Below are 20,684 nucleotides of genomic sequence, written 5' to 3' on the forward strand. Positions count from 1 at the left end.
CGCCCAACGCCGCGGGCCTGTCCAACGCGAATTGTCAGACACGGCCTAGCGGCCCGGCAGGCACCGAGCCGCTGCTGACACGACCTCAGGCCGCCGGCCGCCGGCCCCCGTCAACACGTCGACCACGGGTGTCAGTACCGCTGTCCCGGAACCGGCACCGCCACCACCGGCACCGGCACTTCCGCCCCCGTCGACACCTCGGCCCCGCCGACCCCCGTGCCGGCCAGCCGATCGGCCAGCGAGCGCCGGTCCCCGGCCAGGGCGGGGAGCGCGTTGACCCAGAACACCACCACCGCGACGCCCCAGAGCACCACCGCCAGCAGGAACGCCCCACCGGCCAACGCGCAGCACGCCAGCGCGACGCAGCCGATGTCCGCCAGCGCCGTCACAGCACCGCGGATCGCGGCCTGACCGCGCCGCAGCCGGAGGGGCCCGTCGGTCGGCCCCGGGCTGGTGCCAGGGCCGAACCCGTGCACCCGCAGGCCGAGCAGCGCCTTGCCGAGGGTGCGCCCGGTCAGTGCCAGCGTCCCGAACTGGTAGAGGAAGGTGAGCAGGGCCAGCGCCACGCAGGCCTGCTGGACGTCCGAGAGCGCCGAGTGCCAGAGCGACAGACCGAGCCCCTCGCCCGCGCCGAGATAGTCCCCTCGCGACTTGAGCAACTGCCAGGCGCTCTCGCCGGCCAGCCCGGGGACGTTGACCAGCATCGCCCCGATCCGGTGGAAGGTCAGGACGCCGAGCAGCACCGCCGCCCCGAGCACCAGCGCGAAGTCGACCAGCCAGGCCAGCCCGCGCCGGACCACCCCGGCCCGGATCGGCTGACCAGGCAGGGGCAGCGGACCAGGCGCCCCCGGCGGGATCGACGAGGTCAGCGGACCAGGCGCCCCCGGCGGGGTCAGTGGGCGCACGCCCACCCCGCCCCGCTGGTGGCCGCCTCGGCCTGGGCCCGCAGCGAGCGGACGGCCTGCGCCGGATCGGCGGCCCCGTAGACCGCGGAACCGGCGACGAAGACGTCCGCGCCCGCCTCGGCGCAGCGCTCGATGGTGGCGGCGGAGACCCCGCCGTCCACCTGGAGCCACAGCTCCAGGCCGTGCTTGGCGATCAGCTGCCGGGTGCGGCGGATCTTGGGCAGCATGATGTCCAGGAACGCCTGGCCGCCGAAGCCGGGCTCGACCGTCATGATCAGCAGCATGTCCAGCTCGGGGAGCAGGTCCTCGTAGGGCTCGATCGGCGTGGCCGGCCTGAGCGCCATCGAGGCACGGGCACCCTTGGCGCGGATCTCGCGGGCGAGCCGGACCGGCGCGGCGGCGGCTTCCACGTGGAAGGTCACCGAGCCGGCGCCCGCCTCGACGTACTGCGGCGCCCAGCGGTCGGGCTGCTCGATCATCAGGTGGCAGTCGAGCGGGGTGTCGGTGGCCCGGGCGAGTGACTCCACCACCGGCACGCCGAGGGTGAGGTTGGGCACGAAGTGGTTGTCCATCACATCGACGTGCAGCCAGTCGGCGCCGCGCACGGCCTCGGCCTCCTGGGCCAGGCGGGCGAAGTCCGCGGACAGGATGCTGGGGTTGATCTGCGCCATTTCCGAGAACCTTCACCACTCGTCGGGCCGGCCACCGGGGCGGTCGCCGGGGCCCATCATCCCCTGCGGCGCAGGCTCAGGCCCTGACCGGGGTCCGGTCGAGGACGATCACGTCGTAACGCTCCTGGACGGGCGCGCCGGGATCGAGCCCGGGCGACGGCTCGGCACCGCCCGACGCCCCGCCCGCCACCTCACGCGACGCCTCGCCCGACACCTCGCCCGAGGCCGCCTGGAGCGCCGCGTCCAGCCGGGCCAGCCCCGCCTCGAACTCCGCCTCGCTCAGCGCGAGGAACTTCGACTGCGCCCGCCCGACCACCTGCTCGCGCCACTCGCGCAGATCGGCGGCGACCGGCTGGGCGAACGCGTGCACCCGGTGCACGGTGAAGCCGGCCGGGGTGAAGTCGGCGAGGATCTCGGCCTCGCTGGGGAAGCGCTCGGCGTCGGTCTCCAGCAGCCGCGGCCAGAAGTGGTACACCAGCGCGTCCAACCGCTCGCGCACGGTGGTGCGGATCACCAGCCGCCCGCCGGGTCGCAGCGCCCGGGCCAGCTCGCGCGCGGCCAGCGGCCGGTCGGGCAGGTGGTGCACCACTCGGGAGAGCAGCGCCAGGTCGTAGCTCCCGTCCGGCACCGGCAGCGCCTCGGCCGGACCGGCCAGGTACCGCACCCGGGGGTGCGGGTTGTGCAGCTCGGCCTCGGCCAGCATCGGCGCGGACGGCTCGACCCCGGTCACCCGGGCCGCCGGCCGCGCCTGCGCCAGCGCCGCGCAGAACATCCCGGTACCGGAGCCGACCTCCAGCACCGCGAGCCCATCCGCCGCACCGCCGCCGAACTCGCCGGCGTCGCCCGCGCTGTCACCACCCGCCGACCACTCAGGCGCGCTGCCGACGATCAGCTCCGCCCAGGCCCGCATCGAGGCCGCCGGCAGCTCGTTGCCGCGCTGGTAGGCCGCCGCCAGGCGCGGGTCCTCGTGAGCGGCGCCAGCCGCACCGCCCGCACCCGTCGCACCACTTGCACCACTTGCACCACTCGTCGCACCCGACATCGGCTGCTCCCCTCCCCCTTGGACCGGCCCGCACACGTGCCACAGCACCTGCCACCGCACCGAGGCGCACCGGAGATTCGCTAGATTGAGGACGCGTCGTCCAGGAACTGCCGCTGCGCCCTCCGGAGCTGACCTTATGTCACCGACCTCATCACTGACCACCATCATGATCACCGGCGCCACCGACGGCCTGGGCCGCGCGCTCGCGCTGCGCCTGGCCGCACCGGACCGGATGCTCATCCTGCACGGACGTTCGGCCGAACGGGCCGCCGAGCTGCGGCAGGCGGTCCGGGCGGCGGGCGGGTCCGCGGAGGTGCGGCTCGCCGACCTCGGCGACCTGGGCCAGGTGGACCGGCTCGCGGACACCGTGCTGGCCGACTTCGACCGGCTCGACGTGCTGGTCAACAACGCCGGCGTGGGCTTCGGCGCCCCGGGCTCGGGTCGCGAGGAGTCCGCGGACGGGATCGAACTGCGGTTCGCGGTGAACTACTTGGCGGGCTACCGGCTGATCGACCGACTGCTGCCGCGACTGGTCGAGGCGCCCGCCGGCTCGGCCCGGATCGTCAACGTGGCCTCGGCGGGCCAGTACCCGATCGACTTCGCCGACCCGCAGCTCACCACGGGGTACGACGGCATGGTGGCCTACCGGCGCAGCAAGCTCGCCCAGGTCATCGCCACCTACGACCTGGCCGACCGGCTGGCGGCCGACAACCGGCCGGTCACGGTGAACGCGCTGCACCCGGCGAGCTTCATGGCCACCACCATGGTCCAGGAGGCCGCGGTGGCCCCCTGGAGCACGGTGGAGCAGGGCGTCGAGGCGACCCTGCGGCTGGTCACCGGGAGCGCCGGCGCGAACAGCGGCCGCTACTACAACGGCACCCAGGAGGCCCGCGCCGACGCGCAGGCCTACGACCCCGAGGCGCGGGTCCGACTGCGCGCGCTCTCGGACGAGTTGATCGCCAAGGCACTCAGCTGAGCCTCCCCGACGCCCTCGCCCTCCCCGAGGCCCTCCCCGAAGCGCCCTCGCCCTCGCCCTCGCCCTCGCCTACCAGGCGTACGCCTCCGGCGCCGGGCGGTGGCCCGGGAAGATCTCGTCCAACCGGTCCAAGGTCTTCTGATCGAGCGTCAACTCCAACGAGCGAAGGGCCGCGTGCAGCTGCTCCAGGGTGCGCGGCCCGACGATCGGCGCGGTCACGGCCGGGCGGGTGAGCAGCCAGGCGAGCGCGATGTCGCCCGGCTCGTGCCCGAGTTCGGCGGCGAAGTCCTCGTACGCCTGGATCTGCTCGCGCTTGGCGGCCAGCATCTCGGCCGCCCGCCCGCTCGTTCGCCGCACCCCCTCGCTCTCCTTGCGCAGCACCCCGCCGAGGAGGCCGCTGTGCAGCGGCGACCACGGGATGACGCCGAGCCCGTAGTGCTCGGCGGCGGGCAGCACCTCCAGCTCGACGGAGCGCTCCAGCAGGTTGTAGAGCGACTGCTCGCTGCTCAGGCCGAGGAAGTTACGGGCCCTGGCGGCCTCCTGGGCGCGGGCGATGTGCCAGCCGGCGAAGTTGCTGGACCCGACGTAGAGGATCTTGCCCTGGGCGACCAGCACCTCCATCGCCTGCCAGATCTCCTCCCAGGGCGTGGCCCGGTCGATGTGGTGCATCTGGTAGAGGTCGATGTAGTCGGTCCGCAGCCGCTTCAGGCTGGCCTCCACGGCCCGGCGGATGTTGAGCGCGGAGAGCTTGCCGTCGTTGGGCCAGTCCCCCATGTCGGCATAGACCTTGGTGGCGAGCACGGTGCGCTCGCGCCGGTCGCCGCCCTGGGCGAACCAGTTGCCGATGATCTGCTCGGTCCGACCCTTGCCCGCGCTGAAGCCGTAGATGTTGGCGGTGTCGAAGAAGTTGATGCCCTGCTCGTGAGCGACGTCCATGATCTGGTGGGCGTCGGCCTCCTCGGTGTGCGGACCGAAGTTCATGGTGCCCAGACAGAGACGCGAGACGCGCAGGCCGGTACGGCCGAGGTGGGTGTACTCCATGACGGGTACCCTCCGCCGCGCCGAGGCCGCTTGTCCAGTCCCTCAGAGGCCGAATCGGCAATGGCCCGGTGACCCTGTGGCGGCAGTGACGGTGGCAGTGTGCGAACTTCACATGTGCCTGATTGGTAGTCAGAAAGTGTCTGAACGGGTCGCATCAAATGTGTTAGCCGATGCCGTGACCAACTGCTTAGATGTCGGACCGTTGGCTGATCCTGACGGGGAGGCGCAAGTTGTCCGTTGCTGAGTCCCACACCTGCCGGGCGCCCAGCAGTTCGCAGGGCCGCTGTCCGTGCGGGGTCCCGCTGCCCGAGGCGGGGATCAGGGCACTGACGTCGCGCGAGCACGAGGTGTTCGAGCTGCTGGGGAGCGGTCTGTCCAACCAGGAGATCGCCGGCTGCCTGGTGATCAGCGGCTCCACCGTGAAGGCCCACCTGGGACGGATCCTGGTGAAGCTCGGGGTCGACTCCCGCACCAGGGCCGCTCTGCTGGCGCAGCGGCTGCTGTTGCAGATGTGTCCGAATGGCCAATAGTGCCCGAACGCTGGAACTGGTGGTATGTCAACGACCCAACCGGGTCGGGACTCTTCGACAAATGGGATCCACCATGATCAAGTCGCGTTCTCTGCGCGCGGTGGCGGTTGCCACGGCCGCCGCGTCAGTGCTGGTGCTCGGTGCGGGTGTCGCCAGCGCCGGTACGTTCAGCAACGACTACTCCACCGCCGCCAACATCCGCAGCGGCCCGACCACTTCGTACGGTGTCCTCGGCGTCGGCTACCCGGGTCAGGGCAACACCGACTACTGCTTCACCAACCAGGGCACCGGGGTGAACGGCGACTACGCCTGGGACAAGAACCGGGACAGCGCCACCGGCGTCACGGGCTGGACCTCCGAGGAGTACCTCACCAGCCACGCCCAGGAGACCAACTGCTGATCCTGGCCCCGCGCCGGGTGTTCGGGGTGGTCACCCGGTCCGTACCGGATCGGACCGGGCGGCCACCCCGAACGCCCACCACGACCAGCCCCGTCTACCGGAGGAGCCACGGCGATGCGCCGCCGCACCACCACGGCCGTCCCGCCCGCTGCCGCCCCGGGCCCGGCTGTCGGCCCGCTGCTCGCGGTCGGCAGCTGCCTGCTGCTCCTCGCCGGGTGTGCCGCCGCCGGCCGGGCGGGTGCGCCGAACGCGGCGCCGTCCGTGGTGTCCCCGACGCCCACGCCGACCTCGGCCGCCCAGACCGGTGAACTCCCGCTGCTCGCCTTCGCCGCGAGCCCGCAGGAGTCGGTGACCCTCAGCCGGGCGACCGCGCTGCTGACGGCGGACTGCATGCACCGGCTGGGCTTCGCCGCCTTCACCATGACGCCTGCCGCGTCCACGGCCCCGACGGACGCCCCGACGGTGTTCGGCTACCTGGACGACGCGCTGGCGGCGCGCGACGGCTTCCACAGCCCCGACAGCCTCCAGCCGAAGCCCACCGGCGGACCACGCCTGGACCCGGCGGAGTTCACCGCCGAGACCGGTCTGGCGCCGACCGGCCTCCAGCAGCAGCCGTCGGTCGGCAGCCCGCCGCAGACCTCGGCCTCGCCGGCACAGCCACCGGCGGGCGGCGGGATTCCGGCCGGCGGCTGCGACGGCGAGGCCGCCCGCGCGCTCGCCACCGGCGCGTCCGCGGCCGGCAGTACCGCGTACGACGAGGTGACCGACCAGTCCCTGCAGCGCACGGTGGCCGACGACCGGGTGCTGGCCGCGACGGCCGGCTGGCGTTCGTGCATGCGTCAGAAGGGCTTCGACTACAGCGATCCGCAGAGCCTGGCCGCCGAGTCCTGGGGTGCCACGGTCACCCCGCCCGAGATCGACATCGCCCGGGCGGACGTCGCCTGCACCCGGCAGACCAACCTGTCCGGCATCGCGTTCGCCGTGCGGAGCGCGATCCAGCGGCAGCTGATCGACCAGCGGCGTCCGGAGCTCCAGGCGGAACGCGCGGCCGTCGACGCCAGGTTGCGGAACGCGGCGCGGGTGCTCGCGGAGCACGGCCAGTGACGGGCCGTCGCCGGTGCGCCCGGCCGGCCGTCGCCGTGGTCCTGGCCGTCGCGGCCGCCGTCACCGGCTGCGCCGCGCCCGGCAGGCCTGCCGCGCCCTACGGTGTGGGGCCCGCCGGCGAGGCGCTGTCCGCGCCGGCCGGGGACGTGCAGCAGGCCTATCTCGCCTACTGGGACGACTGGCTGGCCGCGAACCGCCCCGGCGGCATCCCACCCGAGCAGTTGGCCCGGCACGCCGGGGACCCCAATCTGTCGATCCTGCGGGCCGCGCTGGCGGACTCCGCGAAGGAGGGCCACACCCACACCGGGACGGTCGGGCACCGCATCGAGGGCATGGTCGCGGACGGCGATCTGCGGCGGATCTACGACTGCGTCGACCTGAACCGCTGGCTGATCACCGATGCCGCCACGGGCCGCCCGGTCGACCAGGCCGGCGCCAGGCCGCCGCAGCTCTCGGTCATGACACTCCGCCGCATCGACGGCGACTGGAAGGTCACCGACATCCAGAAGCCCCAGGACTGCGCCCGGTCCGCCCCGCAGGGGTAGCGTGCGCGGGGTGTCCTGTCTCAGCTGATCTGGTCCGAGGATGGGGCTCTGACCTGGGGCGACCAGATCGATTGAGGTTCTTCCCGCTGGTCGAAGTACTCGTACAGAAGCCGGTAGAGAGTAGTGACCCGTCACTGACGCTGCCATAGCAACGTCAGTAGGGATCGCCTACCTGGTCGGCAACGGCGAAGTCTGTCCCGCAGTCCGTGCAGCGCGCGCTTCCGAAGAGGTAGGTCACCGCGGTGGCGACCTCTTTCTGACCGTCGGTGAGAGCGAGCGCGTGGAGGCGTTGGCCGATGCCGTCCAGGTCGCCAGGGCCTGCGGGTCGCAAGGGCGCCTTCTCGACGTTGTCATCCAGGGCGTAGTCGCCGCTCGTGGAGAAGTGACCGTAGTCACCGATGGCGATGAACAGGCCGGTCTCGCAGTTGGGACAGGAGACCCCGTACTCGCCGTTCACGAGTCCCCATGCCAGGTCCTCACCCCAGACCGGGACACCTTCGAATGCCAGGAGGGCTTCGAGCAGGTAGATGTACTCGGTGCGGTCGGGAGACGTCCGAAGGTGCTCGTTCGCCATTCGCAGCAGGGCCGCGATGTCCTGCGCATACTTCACACGGACATCGCCGGCCCCGTGCGGCTGGTCCGCCCCCGCCACGATCGCGGCCGCCAGGTGCAGTGCGCTCAGCCGCTCCTTCGGGTCGGCAACAGCGGCGATTGTCGTCAGTCGGGGAATCGCCGCGAAGCTGGCCGAGTAGACGCTGCCCTGATGGCAGAGGGCCGACCAGAGGTCGTTCCAGCGCTCGGCACTCGGATCTGCTTCGATCTGGTCCAGCAGGGCAGGTATGTCTTCCGCGGAGCCATAGGCGTGGCTGAGTCGCGACCCATCCGTCATGCGGGAATCCAAACAGGCCGATGTGACAGCCGGCCGTTCCCGCCCCTGCCCTTGGCGGTGACATGCGTGTCGGGGCGATGAGCGCCGGGCCCGTGAGGCACAGGTGGTCATCCCTGGATCCTGACCTCACGCCGCCGCTCCTGGCGAGTCGCCGGCAACTCCACGGTCCACCGCGACGACTGGCAGCCGTACCAATGACCACCGCCACCGCAGTCAAACTTCGGTGAGGCTCGTCAACGCTTCGGTGAGACGGGACAGCGGCCCGCACCCCACCGCGAGGCTGACGCCTCAGCGCCCGTGCCGGTGGTAGCCGCGCACCGCGAGCGGGCCGCAGAGGGCCAACAGCAGCGCCGCCCAGAGCAGGCTCGCCGTCACCGGGTGGTGCAGCGGCCAACCGGCCGCGCTGCCGGCCGGGTTGCCGAACAGCTGCCGGGCCGCCGCGACCACCGAGCTGATCGGGTTCCACTCCGCGACCACCCGCAGCCAGCCGGGCATCCCACCGGTGGGCACGAAGCTGTTGGTCACCATGGCGACCGGGAAGGTCAGCACGGCCAGTTGTCCGGCCACCTCCTCACGGCCGGCGGCCAGGCCCAGACAGGTGCCGAGCCAGGTCATCACGAAGCGGAAGAGCAGCAGCAGGCCGAAACCCGCCAACGCGAGGCCCGGGCCGCGGTGCGCGCGCCAGCCCGAGAGCAGCCCGACCGCCGCGAGCAGCACGAGCACCACCGTGCTGACCAGCAGGTCGGCCAACGCGGTGCCGAGCAGCACGCCGAACCGGGAGACCGGCATCGAACGGATCCGGTCGGCCGCCCCGCGGGCCACGTCACGGGCGGCGCCGACCATGGTCGGGGTGATCCCGTTGACGCTGACCATGGCGAACAGGCCCGGCAGCAGGAACTCGCGGTAGTCGCCGCCGGGGACCCGCATCGCGCTGCCGAAGACGTAGCCGAAGAGCACCACCATCACCACCGGCACCGCGAGCGAGGCGGCGACCAGGCCGGGCGAGTGGCGGTAGTGCAGCAGGACCCGGCGCATCGAGGTGAGCGCGTCGGTGAGCAGGGCCGCGAGTCCGGCGGGGGCCGGCCGGTGCGGCGCGCCGAGCGCCGAGCGCTGGGCGGAGCCGGGGGTCGCGACGGACATCAGGCCGCCACCTCCGCCTGCGCGGCGCCGCCGGCAGCGGAACCGGCGACACCGGCGCCAGCACCAGCACCAGCACCAGCACCAGCACCAGCGGCCGCAACGCCACCGGTCAGCGCCAGGAAGACGTCGTCCAGGGTGGGCGTCCGCAGCGCCACGTCCCGCGCGGCGACCCCGGCCTCGTCCAACTCCCGGACCAGCCACGGCAGCGAGACCTCGCGACCGGGCCGGGCGACCACCGAGACCAGCAGCCGATCGAGGTCGGTCAGCGGCTCACCACCGGTGAGCGCGGCCACCGTCCGGGCAGCGGCGGGCAGTTCGGCCGCGCTGCCGACAGCGACCTCCACCCGGGCGCCGATCGAGGCCTTGAGCCGCTCCGGTGGACCCTCGGCGATCGCCCGCCCCTGACCGATCACCAGCACCTGGTCCGCCAACCGGTCGGCCTCCTCCAGGTACTGGGTGGTGAGCAGCACGGTGGTACCGGTGCCGGTCAACTCCCGTACCGCGTCCCAGATCTCGTTCCGGCCGCGCGGGTCGAGGCCGGTGGTGGGCTCGTCCAGGAAGAGCACGGGCGGGGAGACGACCAGGCAGGCGATCAGATCCAGCCGCCGGCGCTGACCGCCCGAGTAGCCGCGCACCAACCGGTCGGCCGCCTCCGCGAGCCCGAACCGCTCCAGCAGCTCGGCGCTGCGCCGCCGGGCCTCACGCCCGCCCAGGTGGTGGAAGCGCCCGACCAGCTCCAGGTTCTCCCGGCCGGTGATCCCCTCGTCGACCGCGGCGTGCTGCCCGGCCAGGCCGATGCTGCGCCGCACCTGCTCGGCCTCGGCGACCACGTCGTACCCGGCCACCGTCGCGCTGCCCCGGTCCGGGGCGGCCAGCGTGGCGAGGATCCGCACGGCGGTGGTCTTGCCGGCACCGTTGGGACCGAGCAGGCCGTAGACCGTACCGGCCGGGACGGCCAGGTCGAGCCCGTCCAGTGCCTGGGTCCTGCCGTACCGCTTGGCCAGCCCCTCGGCCCGTACCGCGAGTTGTGCTCGGGACATGACGGTTCCCTCCAGGTTCTAAGTACGCTGTACGTAGAAGCATGCTGCGCAGCATCGTACTACGTACGTCGTACGGAGTTGAAGAGCGCCCGCCGCCCGGCTCGGCCGCTCCTAAGATGGGGAACCGAGAGGTGATCAGTCCGTGCCGTCCAACAAGTCAACCCCCGACCCCGGGTCAGGCCCCGCGCCCGGTCAACCGTCAAGCCCCGCGCCCGGCCGAGCATCCGGCCCCGCGCCCGGAGCGGGATCGGGCGCCGACGTACCGGAGCTGATCTGGCTGCGCCCCGAGCGCGCCGGGCGCGGCCCGCGTCCCGCGCACAGCCGCGCCTCGATCGCGCGGGCCGCGCTGGCGCTCGCCGATGCCGAGGGCCTGGAAGCGGTGACGATGCGCCGGATCGCCGGCGAGCTCGGCGCCGGGACGATGTCGCTCTACAACTACGTGCCGAAGAAGGAGCAGCTGCTCGACCTCATGCTCGACGCGGTCTGCGCCGAGTACCAGCTACCCGCGGCGCCCTCCGGGGACTGGCGCGCCGACCTGCGGCTGCTGGCCGGCCAGCAGCTGGAGATCCTGCGGCGCCATCCGTGGGCCGTGACGATCATGCGCACCCGGGCCTCCTTCGGGCCGAACAGTCTGCGCTACACCGAGTTCTTCCTCGGCGCGCTGGCCGGTGCCGAGCTGAGCGGCGGCCGGAAGATGGAGGCGCTGGCGATGCTGAACGGCTACCTCTGCCAGTTCGTCGAGTGGGAGCGGGCCACCCTCATCGCGGTGCGGGATCCGCAGCAGTGGCAGCGCGACCTGGTGAGCTATCTCACAGGTGTCGCGAGCAGCGGTGACTATCCGAACATCGCCGCCGCGCTGTCCTCCGGCAACGCGCCGATGGACCCGCAGGCCTCGTTCGAACGCTTCCTGGAGAAGCTGCTGACCGTCCTGGTGGAGCCGTAGTCGCAGCCGTAGCCGTAGCCGTAGCCGTCGCCGTAGCCCGCCACCACCACCGCCACCACCGCCACAACGGCCGCGCCCACGGCCCGGGAAAGGCGAGGCCCCGGACGCGGGGCGGTGGCCTGGTGCGGCCACCGCTCGGCGCCCGGGGCGTCGGGAGCGATCAGATCTGCCGGTCGGGGTCGGAGAAGGTCAGTGCGGTGCCGAGGCCGGCGTCGCGGCGGGCGGCCCGGGGCTCCGGGACGTCCTCACCGGGCGGCTGACGGAAGTCGGCGCCCTGCTCCACCGAGGGCCGCGGCCACCCACCCGGTTGGGCGGGGACGACGGCGTCGGCGGCGAGCTCGGCGAAGGCCGGCTCGGCAAAGGCGGGCAGCCCGAGGCTGCGACGGTCAGGGGTCATGATCCCCAGTGTCACAGGTCGGACGGACTCACGGGTACCCGATTTCGCGCGGGTCGCCCCCTGAGCGGCACCTCACACCCCCGACGGGCCCCTGACCGTCACGCCGACCGTCACGCCGATCGGCGCCCCGCCGCCCGCCCGGCCGGCTCACCGATCAGCCCGTCGGCCAGGCCGAGCAGCTCCACCGCACGCCGTCCCAACACACCAGGAACGGGACGGCGGGCGGCAGCGGCGCACCCCAGATCTCGGCACCGAGCCCGCACAGCGCGCTCAGGCCGGCCGTCAGGCTCGCCACGTGGCCGACCAGCGCCACCGTCCCGCCGGGATGCGCGTGCGCGACCGCCTCGAAGGCGCCCCGCACCCGGGCGACCACGGTGTGCCCGTCCTCACCGTCCGCCACCCTGGGCGCGAGGTCCTTCGCCACCACCCAGGAGCGGAGCACCTCGGCCGTCCTGACCAGCACGGCGGGATCGGTGCTCCCCTCGGCCGCGCCGACGCCGACCTCGGCGAGTCCGGGCAGCACGGTCACCGCGGGGCCCAGGGCGGCCGCGGTCTGCCGCGCGCGCCGCGCCGGGCTCGCGTAGACCTGCGCCGGCCGCTCCCCGGCCAACTCCCTTGCCGCCGCGGCGACCTGACGACGACCCAGCGCCGTCAGCGGCGCCTCGGGCAGCGCGCCGGCGGCGCCTGTCTCGATATTCCGGGCATGCCCGTGCCGCAGGCACCAGATCCTGGTCACCGCCCCAGCCGCCACGCTTGTGCCGTGCCCCACCCGCATCTCCACCCGCATCCCCCGTCGCTAGGCTGACCGCATGATCACCGTACTGGTCAACGGGCTCCCCGGCGCGGGAAAAACCACCCTCGCCCGCGCGCTGGCAACCGAGTTGGGGCTACCCCTGTTCAGCAAGGACGCGGTCAAGGAGACCCTGGCGGACAACCTGGCCGCGTTGCGCCCGCCCGACTGCTCCGACCAGCGGTGGAGCGTGCTCCTCGGGACGGCCGCCGGCGAGACGCTCTGGACCCTGCTGGCCGACGCCCGGGGCGCGGCGGTGCTGGAGACGCCGTGGCTGGCCCCGCTGCGCCCGATCGTCCGGGCCGGGCTGCGCCGGGCCGGGGTGACGGCGGTCCAGGAGGTCTGGTGCGAGGTCCCGGCGGCCCTGGCCCGCGAGCGCTTCGCCGCCCGGACCGCCGAGCGGCACTCCGTGCACCCGGAGCGGTCCGGCGGCTTCGAGGGCCACTGGGACGCCTGGATCCGCGACGCCGAACCGCTCGCGCTGGGCCCGGTGCACCGGGTGGACACCACGGGGCCGGTGGACGTCCCCGCCCTGGCCGCCGCCCTCCGGGCCGACCTCTGACCACCCCATAAGCCGCCCGTCAGCCGCCCGTCAGCCCGCCACGCCTCAGAGCCTGTGCCTCAGGCCGTGCGGCGCAGCAGCGCCAGGTACATCGCGTCGGTGCCGTGCAGGTGCGGCCAGAGCTGGATGTCCGGACCGTCCCCGAGGTCCGGCACGCCCGGCAGCAGCGGCCGCGCGTCCACCCACTCGACGTCCTCGCGCCCGCGCAGCACGTCGTCCACCACGGCGCGGGTCTCGGCCAGGTGCGGCGAGCAGGTGGCGTAGCCGACCACGCCGCCCACCCGCGCCGAGGCGAGCGCCGAGCGCAGCAGGTCGCGCTGGAGCGGGCCGAAGCCGGCCAGGTCCTCCGGGCGGCGGCGCCAGCGCGCCTCGGGACGGCGGCGCAGCGCGCCGAGGCCGGAGCAGGGCACGTCCACCAGGACCCGGTCGAAGCTGCCCGGCCGCCAGGCCGGCCTGGTCCCGTCCGCCGTGATGACCGTGTACGGGCCGGGGTTGCCGTCCAGCGCCCGGGCCACCAGCCGCGCCCGGTGCTGCTGCCGCTCGCTGGCCACCAGCGCGGCCCCCCGCTCGGCGGCCAGCGCGCCCAGCAGCGCGGCCTTGCCGCCCGGCCCGGCGCAGCCGTCCAGCCAGAGCCGGTCGCGGCCCTGGACCGGGGCGGCGGCCAGCGCCAGCGCGACCAGCTGGCTGCCCTCGTCCTGCACCCCGGCGAGGTTGTCCCGCACCGCGGGGAGGGTGCCCGGGTCGCCGCCCTCGGCCAGCCGCACCGCGAACGGGGACCAGCGCCCGGGCGAGCTGTCCGGCAGCCCGTCGGCCAGTTCGCCGGCCGCGATCCGCCCGGGGCGGGCCACCAGGGTCACCTCGGGCCGCTCGTTGTCGGCCCGCAGCAGCTCCTCGACCGCCGCCCGCCCGGCCGCCTGCGGCTGCCAGCGGCCCAGCGAGTCCCAGAGCGCGGAGACCACCCAGCGCGGGTGCGAGTGGACCACGGCGAGGTGGTCCTCGGCGTCCTCCTCGTACGGCGGGGCGACCTGGGCCACCCAGGCGTCCAGGTCCTGGACGCTGATCCGGCGCAGCACGGCGTTGACGAACTTGGCCCGCCCGTCGCCGATCTCGGCCCGGGCCAGCTCGACGGTGGCGGAGACCGCGGCGTGGCTGGGGATCCGGGTGGTGAGCAGCTGGTGCGCGCCGAGCGAGAGGATGTCCAGCACCGGCGGGTCGACCTCGCGCAGCGGGCGGTCGATGCAGGCCGCGATGATCGCGTCGTAGGTGCCCTGCAGGCGCAGCGTGCCGTAGACCAGCTCGGTGGCGAGCGCGGCGTCGCGGCGGTCCATGCCCTTCTGCTCGGCGTCCCGCAGCAGCGAGGGCAGGATCAGGTTGGCGTAGGCGTCGCGCTCGTCGACGGCGCGCAGGGCGCGGAAGGCGACGCTGCGCGCCGGGTCCTTCTTCGGGCGGCGGTGCGGACGGGGGGCGCGCTTGGCGGGCGGGGTGCTCATCAGGGAAACCTCAAGGTGCTACGGATGTCTCGTCAACGTTAACGCGGCTTCGTCGCGCGGCCCGACGCGGCAGCACGGCGGCCGGCGGCCGCACGGCGCGGCGGTCAGCCGCCGAGCAGCTCGCCGCTCTCGATCCGCGCCCCGCGCGCCCAGTCCGCCGCCCGCATCGCCTTCTTGCCCTGCGGCTGCACCTCGCCCAGCTCGATCTCGTGGCTGCCGGTGCCCACCCGCACCGCGTTCTTGCTCACCGCCAGCTCGCCGGGGGGCAGCTCGGCGGCGCCGGTGATCAGCTTCACCGGCCCGGCCAGCTTGAGCCGCTCGCCGCGGAAGACGGTCCAGGCGCCGGGCGCGGGCGCGCAGCCGCGCACCAGGCGGTCGATCCGCAGCGCCGGGTGGGTCCACTCGATCCGGGCGTCCTCGACGTTGATCTTCGGTGCCAGGGTGATCCCGTCGGCGGGCTGGGCGACGGCCAGCAGGCTGCCGTCCTCGATCCCGTCCATGGTCGCGGCCAGCAGCCCGGCCCCGGAGCGGGCCAGCCGGGTGAGCAGCTCGCCGCTGGTGTCGCCGGGGCGGATCTCCTCGGTGATCACGCCGAAGACCGGGCCGGAGTCCAGGCCGCGCTCGATCCGGAAGGTGGACGCACCGGTCACCTCGTCCCCGGCCAGCACCGCGTGCTGCACCGGGGCGGCGCCGCGCCAGGCGGGCAGCAGCGAGAAGTGCAGGTTGACCCAGCCGTGCGCGGGGATCTCCAGGGCCGGCTCACGCAGCAGCGCGCCGTAGGCGACCACGGGGCAGCAGTCGGGGGCCAGCTCGGCCAGCCGGGCCAGGAACTCCGGCTCGCTGGGCTTGGCCGGCTTGAGCACCTCGATCCCGGCCTCCGCCGCCCGCTGCCCGACCGGGCTGGCGACCAGCTTGCGGCCGCGCCCGGCCGGGGCGTCGGGACGGGTGACCACCGCGACCACCTCGTGCCGCTCGGAGGCGAGCAGCGCCTCCAGGGCGGGGACGGCCACCTCGGGGGTTCCGGCGAAGACGAGACGCAAAACAGGTGCCTTTCTCAGAAGGTGCGGTGAAAGGTGCGGTGAAGGGTGTGGTGAACAACGCGGTGAGCAACGCGGTGAGCAACGCGGTGAGCAACGCGGTGAGCAACGCGGTGAACAACGCGGTGACGGCGGGTCAGCGGATCGGGCCGAACGTGCTGTGCGGGGATATCCGCACCTCGGGTGCGGGCCCGGTGCCCCAGTCGGCGTCGCGGATCGCCCGCATCGCCTCCTTGCGCAGCTCGCGGTCGAGGCGGTCGATGAAGATGATCCCGTCCAGGTGGTCGGTCTCGTGCTGGATGCAGCGCGCGAGCAGCTCGGTGCCCTCGATGGTCACCGGGTCGCCGTACTCGTTGAAGCCGCGCGCGACCACGCCGTGCGCGCGCCGGGTGTCGAAGCGCAGTCCGGGCAGCGAGAGGCAGCCCTCGGGGCCCTCCTGCTCCTCCTCGCTCAGCGACAGGTCGGGGTTGATCAGATGCCCCGTCACGCCGTCCACGTGGTAGGTGAAGACCCGCAGCGAGACGCCCAGTTGAGGTGCCGCCAGGCCCGCGCCCGGGGCGTCGAGCATGGTCTCGGTGAGGTCCTTGACCAGGGTGCGCAACTCCTTGTCGAAGGTGGTCACCGGCTGCGCCTTGGCGCGCAGCACCGGGTCGCCGAAGATCCGGATCGGCTGGATCGCCACGGCGGCGGCTCCTTCACAGATCGAGGTGGTCACACGAGCAGCACGTCAGTCTATGCGGTGGCACCGGGCCGCCCGGGCCGGGCTGGAACCGGAGCGGCCGGACGCGTGACCCCGGACCCCGATTCGGCGTTGGTCAAGGCAGATTGACCGTGAGTTCCACCGTGAGTTTCAGCGGGCCGGCGCGAGGCCCCCATCATTTGCACGGAAGGTGGCCTGAGCACGATGGCCGAGCAGATCAACCACGACACCCGGGCCCGGGCGAGCCTGCACCTGCTGGTGCGGGACATCGAACGGGTCCGCCGGCAGGTCGACGCCCTGCGCACCCTGACCGCCCAGCTGGGCAACGTCTACCGGCCGCGCCGCCCCAGCAGCTCCGGCGGCTTCGTGGTGTACGGGCGGGCCCCCGCCCCGACCGTGCGACTGGCCCAGGAGCTGCGCGAGAGCGTGGAGACCCTGGTGGCGGCGGCGGTCGAGTTCGACCGGGCGCTGGGCTTCTCCTGGGACTCGGTCGGCTCCGCGCTGGGGGTGACCAAGCAGGCGGTGCACCGCCGTTACGGCATGCGCCGCTCGGCGACCGAGCTGCTCGGCGCGGCCGCGGGGGGCGCACCCGCGGGCGGCCCGGCGCTCGGCGGCACGCTCCCCTCCCCCAGCGGGCCGCGGGACGACCGCCTGGTCGAGGAGCAGCCGGCGCCCGCCCCCGAACCCGCCTCCGCGGCGCTGGCCCGCTCGGTGCCGGCCGCCCGCCAGGGCGGCCTGGACCGCTCCGGGATCCCGCTGCGCGGCTGATCCGGCCCGCGCCCAGCAGGTACGGCACGACGGGGCCCGGTCCGGGAAGTCGGCCCGGCCGACTTCCCGGGCCCACCCGCCGTCCTTGCCACCCGCCGTCCTTGCCACCCGCCGCCCACCGCGTCAGCCGATGTCCAGCGGGTCGATCCGCACCTTCACCGGCTCCGCCCCGCGCAGCGCGACCCTGGCGATCTGCGCCGCCTTCAGCGCCGCCGCCAACGCACCGCCCTGCCCGGGGCGCACCCGCAGCAGCGCGCGCTCCTGCTCCTGACCGCGCAGCGCCGGCAGCGGCACCGGGCCGAGCACATCCGCCCCCTCGGGCAGCCGGGTCACCCCGAGCAGATCGGCCACCGCCGACGGCGAACCGCTGACCGCCGCCATCCGGGAGACCGGCGGAAAGCCCAGCTGCGCCCGCTCGGCCAGCTCCAGGTCCGCGTGACCGGCCGGGTCCCAGCGCACCAGCGCCTGCACCGGCCGCGCGCTCGGCTCGGCCACGATCACCACCAGGCCACCCTCCCCCGCCGGGCGGACCAGCGCCGCCGCCGCCAGCCAGAGCCGCAGCGCCTCCTCCCCCGAGCGCAGGTCGGGACGGCTGAGCAGCGCCCAGCCGTCCAGCAGCAGCGCGGCCGCGTAACCACCGCCCTCGGCCACCGGCTCGGCGCCGGGCGTGGAGATCACCAGCGCCGGCTCCCCGGAGACGCCCGCGAGCACCGCGTCCCGCCCCGAGGTGCGCACCGGCACCCCGGGGAAAGCCTTGCCCAGCTCCTCGGCCGTCCGCCGGGCCCCCACCACCTGCGCCCGCAGCCGGAACGAGCCGCACTCCTCGCAGTGCCAGTCCGCGGCCACCGTCCCGCACCAGGCGCAACACAGCGCCTGGTCGGCGCCGAGCGACTCCAGCGGCCCGGCGCAGTGCTCGCAGCGCGCCGGGGTGCGGCAGCGCCCGCAGGCCAACCGGGGCACGTAGCCGCGCCGCGGCACCTGGACCAGCACCGGGCCACTGCGCAGCGCCTCACGCGCGGCCTGCCAGGCGACGGTGGGCAGCCGGGCGGCCTGCGCGGCCTCGTCCCGGCCCTGGTCGGCCTCCTCCACGGTGCGCACCCGGGCGGCCGTCGCGCGGACCGTGGCGCGGTCGGCCGCCAGCGGGCGGGCCCAGCCGGTGCGCAGCAGCTGCGCGCCCTCCACCGTCATCGCGAGCCCGCCGAGCAGCACGGCCGCGCTCTCCTCGGCGGCGCGCAGCAGCGCCACCTCGCGCACGTGCGGATGAGGGGCGCGCGGGTCGCTGTGGCTGCTGTCGCCGTCCGACCAGACCACCAGCAGGCCCAGCTCCCGCACCGGCGCGAAGACCGCCGCCCGGGTGCCGATCACGGCACGCACCGAGCCCCGGCTGACGGCCAGCCAGTTGCGGTAGCGCTCCTTGGGGCCCAGGTCGGCGGTCAGCACGGCATGCCGCTCGGGGCCGCCGAGCAGCTCGGTCAGCGCGGCGTCGAGGCGGCCCACGGCCCGGCCGTCGGGCAGCACCACCAGGGCGCCGCGCCCGCCGGCCAGCGTGGCGGCCACGGCGGTGGCGATCTCGCGCGGCCAGTGCGGCCCCGGCAGCGCCGTCCAGACCGCGCGGGGGGCGTGCCCCGCGGTGAGCGCGGCCAGGAACTCGGGGCCCTGCGGATAGCGCTGCCAGCTGTCGGCACCGGGGGCCGGTGGGGGCGGCGGCGCGGCGGGCGAGGGCTCGGCCTCGGCCTTGGCGTGCCGGGGCGGCACGGCGAGCTGCAGCACGTCCGCCAGGGTGCCGGCGTAGCGGTCGGCGATGGTGCGGCTGAGCTTCAGGAGGGCCGGGGTCAGCACCCGCTCGGGCGACAGCACCTGGGCCAGCGGGGCCAGCGGCCCGGCGTAGTCGGTGGTGGCCAGGCGGGCGACGATGAACCCGTCGTGCAGCTCACCGCCCTCGCGGCGGCCCCCCGCCCCCACCCGGGCGCCGAACCTGACCCGGACCCGGACGCCGGGCTGGGCCTCCTCGGCCATCGCCACGGGCACCGCGTAGTCGAAGAACTGGTCGAGGTGGAGCAGGCCCTTGTCGACCACCACCCGGGCCACCGGCAGCTCCTCGGCCAGGTGCGCCCCGCGCCAGGTGCGCGGCTTGGCCCGGCGGACCGTCTCGCGGATCAGCGCCAGCTGCTCGGGCGGGCCGCCCGGCGGGGTGTCCTCGCTGCTCATCTACCCTCCCGCCGCTCGTGCCGACCGTGCTCGGCTCCAGTGGTACCACGCCGCACCGACACCACCGGGGCCCGAACGCCGACGACCGCGGCGGCGGTGCCCGCCTCGAAGGGTGGGCACCGCCGCCGCGGTCGCTGGTCGAACTCGGCGCCGGGCTCGGCGTCAGGCCTGCGCGGCGGCCTTCAGCTGCTCGGCGCGGTCGGTCCGCTCCCAGGTGAAGTCCGGCAGCTCACGGCCGAAGTGGCCGTAGGCGGCGGTCTGCGAGTAGATCGGGCGCAGCAGGTCCAGGTCGCGGATGATCGCGGCCGGGCGCAGGTCGAAGACCTGGGTGACGGCCGCCTGGATCTTCAGCACCGGAACGGTCTCGGTGCCGAAGGTCTCCACGAAGAGGCCAACCGGCTCCGCCTTGCCGATCGCGTACGCGACCTGCACCTCGGCGCGGGTGGCCAGGCCGGCGGCCACGATGTTCTTGGCGACCCAGCGCATCGCGTAGGCGGCCGAGCGGTCGACCTTGGACGGGTCCTTGCCGGAGAAGGCGCCGCCGCCGTGGCGGGCCATGCCGCCGTAGGTGTCGATGATGATCTTGCGGCCGGTCAGACCGGCATCGCCCATCGGGCCGCCGATCTCGAAGCGGCCGGTCGGGTTCACCAGCAGGCGGAAGTCCGAGGTGTCGATGGCCAGGCCCTGCAGCACCGGCTCCACCACGAACTCACGGATGTCGGGCGCCAGCAGCGAGTCCAGGTCGATGTCACTGGCGTGCTGGGTGGAGACGACCACGGTGTCCAGGCGCACCGCCTTGTCGCCGTCGTACTCGATGGTGACCTGGGTCTTGCCGTCGGGACGCAGGTAGGGGATGGTCCCGTTCTTGCGCACCTCGGTCAGCCGGCGGGAGAGCCGGTGGGCCAGGGTGATCGGCAGCGGCATCAGCTCGGGCGTGTCGTCGCACGCGTAACCGAACATCAGGCCCTGGTCGCCGGCGCCCTGACGGTCCAGCTCGTCGGCTTCGTCCCCCTCGGCGGAGCCCCCGACTCGAACCTCGTGAGCGCTGTCCACACCCTGCGCGATGTCGGGCGACTGCGAGCCGATCGAGACCGAGACGCCGCAGGAGGCGCCGTCGAAGCCCTTCTTCGAGCTGTCGTACCCGATCTCCAGGATCTTCTCCCGGACCAGCTGCGCGATCGGCGCGTACGCCTTCGTGGTGACCTCGCCGGCGACGTGCACCTGGCCGGTGGTGATCAGCGTCTCGACGGCGACCCGGGAGGTCGGGTCGTCCTTCAGCAGGGCGTCGAGGATGGTGTCGCTGATCTGGTCAGCGATCTTGTCGGGGTGTCCCTCGGTCACGGACTCCGAGGTGAACAGGCGGCGAGACACAGCGCTCCCTGGGGTTGCAGCGGCTGCTGACTGAACGCTCCCGGCCGGGCCGGGGCATCCGGAAAGACTTGATTCTCTGGAGTGTAACGGTCAGCTATCTACGATCAACACTCCCTGCGGGGTTTACGGACCCCC

Annotated in this window: 22 protein-coding genes; 8 read left to right on the forward strand and 14 right to left on the reverse strand. The window is 74.1% G+C overall.

Annotated features, from left to right (window positions below):
• Positions 1-131 precede the first annotated feature (131 nt).
• From OG455_RS05870 to OG455_RS05880, 3 genes are all read right to left on the reverse strand, one after another.
• Positions 132-905, reverse strand: a complete 774-nt coding sequence (locus OG455_RS05870) for an RDD family protein (RefSeq protein WP_266290914.1) — start codon at positions 903-905, stop codon at positions 132-134.
• Positions 893-1,576, reverse strand: a complete 684-nt coding sequence (rpe, locus tag OG455_RS05875; RefSeq protein WP_266290916.1) for a ribulose-phosphate 3-epimerase — start codon at positions 1,574-1,576, stop codon at positions 893-895. Before rpe ends, OG455_RS05870 begins: the two co-directional genes overlap by 13 nt.
• 76 nt (positions 1,577-1,652) lie before the next feature.
• Entirely contained in the window at positions 1,653-2,618 is a 966-nt protein-coding gene (locus OG455_RS05880) for a methyltransferase domain-containing protein (RefSeq protein ID WP_266290918.1), read from the reverse strand.
• Between the two features lie 136 nt (positions 2,619-2,754).
• Between OG455_RS05880 and OG455_RS05885 the strand changes: the two genes are divergently transcribed.
• A complete protein-coding gene (locus OG455_RS05885; RefSeq protein WP_266290920.1) occupies positions 2,755-3,594 on the forward strand; it encodes an SDR family NAD(P)-dependent oxidoreductase in 840 nt (279 codons plus the stop codon).
• Between the two features lie 69 nt (positions 3,595-3,663).
• On the opposite strand, the gene OG455_RS05890 is transcribed toward OG455_RS05885, so the two are convergent.
• On the reverse strand, positions 3,664-4,635 hold the full coding sequence (locus OG455_RS05890) for an aldo/keto reductase (RefSeq protein ID WP_266290922.1): 972 nt from the start codon (positions 4,633-4,635) through the stop codon (positions 3,664-3,666).
• Between the two features lie 230 nt (positions 4,636-4,865).
• On the opposite strand from OG455_RS05890, the gene OG455_RS05895 reads away from it, so the two are divergent.
• The 4 genes from OG455_RS05895 (at position 4,866) to OG455_RS05910 (ending at position 7,214) form a co-directional block, all read left to right on the forward strand.
• Positions 4,866-5,165 carry a response regulator transcription factor gene (locus OG455_RS05895; protein WP_266290924.1) on the forward strand — a complete coding sequence of 100 codons (300 nt, stop codon included), beginning with the start codon at positions 4,866-4,868 and terminating at the stop codon, positions 5,163-5,165.
• A 61-nt stretch (positions 5,166-5,226) separates the two neighbouring features.
• On the forward strand, positions 5,227-5,565 hold the full coding sequence (locus OG455_RS05900) for a hypothetical protein (protein ID WP_266290926.1): 339 nt from the start codon (positions 5,227-5,229) through the stop codon (positions 5,563-5,565).
• A gap of 114 nt (positions 5,566-5,679) precedes the next feature.
• Complete coding sequence (locus OG455_RS05905; protein ID WP_266290928.1) at positions 5,680-6,669, forward strand: hypothetical protein; 990 nt, start codon at positions 5,680-5,682, stop codon at positions 6,667-6,669.
• Positions 6,666-7,214, forward strand: coding sequence for a hypothetical protein (locus OG455_RS05910; protein ID WP_266290930.1), 549 nt, complete (start codon positions 6,666-6,668; stop codon positions 7,212-7,214). The genes OG455_RS05905 and OG455_RS05910 overlap by 4 nt, the downstream gene beginning before the upstream one ends.
• A gap of 154 nt (positions 7,215-7,368) precedes the next feature.
• Here OG455_RS05910 and OG455_RS05915 read toward each other — a convergent pair whose 3' ends face one another.
• The 3 genes from OG455_RS05915 to OG455_RS05925 all read right to left on the reverse strand — a co-directional run bounded on the left by OG455_RS05915 (position 7,369) and on the right by OG455_RS05925 (position 10,283).
• Complete coding sequence (locus tag OG455_RS05915; RefSeq protein ID WP_266290932.1) at positions 7,369-8,103, reverse strand: hypothetical protein; 735 nt, start codon at positions 8,101-8,103, stop codon at positions 7,369-7,371.
• Positions 8,104-8,391: 288 nt separating this feature from the next.
• Positions 8,392-9,243 (reverse strand): ABC transporter permease, encoded by an 852-nt coding sequence (locus tag OG455_RS05920; protein WP_266290934.1) that lies wholly within the window; start codon positions 9,241-9,243, stop codon positions 8,392-8,394.
• Complete coding sequence (locus OG455_RS05925) at positions 9,243-10,283, reverse strand: ATP-binding cassette domain-containing protein (RefSeq protein WP_266290936.1); 1,041 nt, start codon at positions 10,281-10,283, stop codon at positions 9,243-9,245. The genes OG455_RS05920 and OG455_RS05925 overlap by 1 nt, the downstream gene beginning before the upstream one ends.
• 142 nt (positions 10,284-10,425) lie before the next feature.
• On the opposite strand from OG455_RS05925, the gene OG455_RS05930 reads away from it, so the two are divergent.
• Positions 10,426-11,226: a TetR/AcrR family transcriptional regulator gene (locus OG455_RS05930; RefSeq protein ID WP_266290938.1), complete on the forward strand. Its 801-nt coding sequence runs from the start codon at positions 10,426-10,428 to the stop codon at positions 11,224-11,226.
• 160 nt (positions 11,227-11,386) lie between these two features.
• Here the strand turns inward: OG455_RS05930 and OG455_RS05935 are convergent, their stop codons facing one another.
• The gene (locus tag OG455_RS05935) at positions 11,387-11,623 is read right to left on the reverse strand and encodes a hypothetical protein (protein WP_266290940.1); all 237 of its coding nucleotides are present in this window, start codon (positions 11,621-11,623) and stop codon (positions 11,387-11,389) included.
• Positions 11,624-11,777: 154 nt separating this feature from the next.
• Positions 11,778-12,359 carry a histidine phosphatase family protein gene (locus OG455_RS05940; RefSeq protein ID WP_266290942.1) on the reverse strand — a complete coding sequence of 194 codons (582 nt, stop codon included), beginning with the start codon at positions 12,357-12,359 and terminating at the stop codon, positions 11,778-11,780.
• Positions 12,360-12,432: 73 nt separating this feature from the next.
• On the opposite strand from OG455_RS05940, the gene OG455_RS05945 reads away from it, so the two are divergent.
• Positions 12,433-12,975 carry an AAA family ATPase gene (locus OG455_RS05945; protein WP_266290944.1) on the forward strand — a complete coding sequence of 181 codons (543 nt, stop codon included), beginning with the start codon at positions 12,433-12,435 and terminating at the stop codon, positions 12,973-12,975.
• A 59-nt stretch (positions 12,976-13,034) separates the two neighbouring features.
• Here the strand turns inward: OG455_RS05945 and OG455_RS05950 are convergent, their stop codons facing one another.
• The 3 genes from OG455_RS05950 to def all read right to left on the reverse strand — a co-directional run bounded on the left by OG455_RS05950 (position 13,035) and on the right by def (position 16,184).
• The gene (locus OG455_RS05950; protein ID WP_266290946.1) at positions 13,035-14,465 is read right to left on the reverse strand and encodes an RsmB/NOP family class I SAM-dependent RNA methyltransferase; all 1,431 of its coding nucleotides are present in this window, start codon (positions 14,463-14,465) and stop codon (positions 13,035-13,037) included.
• Positions 14,466-14,569: 104 nt separating this feature from the next.
• On the reverse strand, positions 14,570-15,505 hold the full coding sequence (fmt, locus tag OG455_RS05955) for a methionyl-tRNA formyltransferase (RefSeq protein ID WP_266290948.1): 936 nt from the start codon (positions 15,503-15,505) through the stop codon (positions 14,570-14,572).
• Between the two features lie 133 nt (positions 15,506-15,638).
• Positions 15,639-16,184 (reverse strand): peptide deformylase, encoded by a 546-nt coding sequence (gene def / locus OG455_RS05960; protein ID WP_266290950.1) that lies wholly within the window; start codon positions 16,182-16,184, stop codon positions 15,639-15,641.
• A 222-nt stretch (positions 16,185-16,406) separates the two neighbouring features.
• On the opposite strand from def, the gene OG455_RS05965 reads away from it, so the two are divergent.
• A complete protein-coding gene (locus OG455_RS05965; protein ID WP_266290952.1) occupies positions 16,407-16,970 on the forward strand; it encodes a hypothetical protein in 564 nt (187 codons plus the stop codon).
• Positions 16,971-17,093: 123 nt separating this feature from the next.
• Here the strand turns inward: OG455_RS05965 and OG455_RS05970 are convergent, their stop codons facing one another.
• A complete protein-coding gene (locus OG455_RS05970; protein ID WP_266290954.1) occupies positions 17,094-19,178 on the reverse strand; it encodes a primosomal protein N' in 2,085 nt (694 codons plus the stop codon).
• A 162-nt stretch (positions 19,179-19,340) separates the two neighbouring features.
• Positions 19,341-20,549 carry a methionine adenosyltransferase gene (metK, locus tag OG455_RS05975; protein WP_266290956.1) on the reverse strand — a complete coding sequence of 403 codons (1,209 nt, stop codon included), beginning with the start codon at positions 20,547-20,549 and terminating at the stop codon, positions 19,341-19,343.
• Positions 20,550-20,684: the final 135 nt, after the last annotated feature.

Source organism: Kitasatospora sp. NBC_01287, from assembly GCF_026340565.1.
Classification (GTDB): Bacteria; Actinomycetota; Actinomycetes; order Streptomycetales; family Streptomycetaceae; genus Kitasatospora.

Coding starts and splice junctions, on each gene's coding strand:
- rpe (WP_266290916.1), bottom strand. CDS start 1,576: ATGGCGCAGATCAACCCCAGCATCCTGTCCGCGGACTTCGCCCGCCTG.
- OG455_RS05880 (WP_266290918.1), bottom strand. CDS start 2,618: ATGTCGGGTGCGACGAGTGGTGCAAGTGGTGCAAGTGGTGCGACGGGT.
- OG455_RS05885 (WP_266290920.1), top strand. CDS start 2,755: ATGTCACCGACCTCATCACTGACCACCATCATGATCACCGGCGCCACC.
- OG455_RS05890 (WP_266290922.1), bottom strand. CDS start 4,635: ATGGAGTACACCCACCTCGGCCGTACCGGCCTGCGCGTCTCGCGTCTC.
- OG455_RS05900 (WP_266290926.1), top strand. CDS start 5,227: ATGGGATCCACCATGATCAAGTCGCGTTCTCTGCGCGCGGTGGCGGTT.
- OG455_RS05905 (WP_266290928.1), top strand. CDS start 5,680: ATGCGCCGCCGCACCACCACGGCCGTCCCGCCCGCTGCCGCCCCGGGC.
- OG455_RS05915 (WP_266290932.1), bottom strand. CDS start 8,103: ATGACGGATGGGTCGCGACTCAGCCACGCCTATGGCTCCGCGGAAGAC.
- OG455_RS05920 (WP_266290934.1), bottom strand. CDS start 9,243: ATGTCCGTCGCGACCCCCGGCTCCGCCCAGCGCTCGGCGCTCGGCGCG.
- OG455_RS05925 (WP_266290936.1), bottom strand. CDS start 10,283: ATGTCCCGAGCACAACTCGCGGTACGGGCCGAGGGGCTGGCCAAGCGG.
- OG455_RS05935 (WP_266290940.1), bottom strand. CDS start 11,623: ATGACCCCTGACCGTCGCAGCCTCGGGCTGCCCGCCTTTGCCGAGCCG.
- OG455_RS05945 (WP_266290944.1), top strand. CDS start 12,433: ATGATCACCGTACTGGTCAACGGGCTCCCCGGCGCGGGAAAAACCACC.
- OG455_RS05950 (WP_266290946.1), bottom strand. CDS start 14,465: ATGAGCACCCCGCCCGCCAAGCGCGCCCCCCGTCCGCACCGCCGCCCG.
- OG455_RS05965 (WP_266290952.1), top strand. CDS start 16,407: ATGGCCGAGCAGATCAACCACGACACCCGGGCCCGGGCGAGCCTGCAC.
- OG455_RS05970 (WP_266290954.1), bottom strand. CDS start 19,178: ATGAGCAGCGAGGACACCCCGCCGGGCGGCCCGCCCGAGCAGCTGGCG.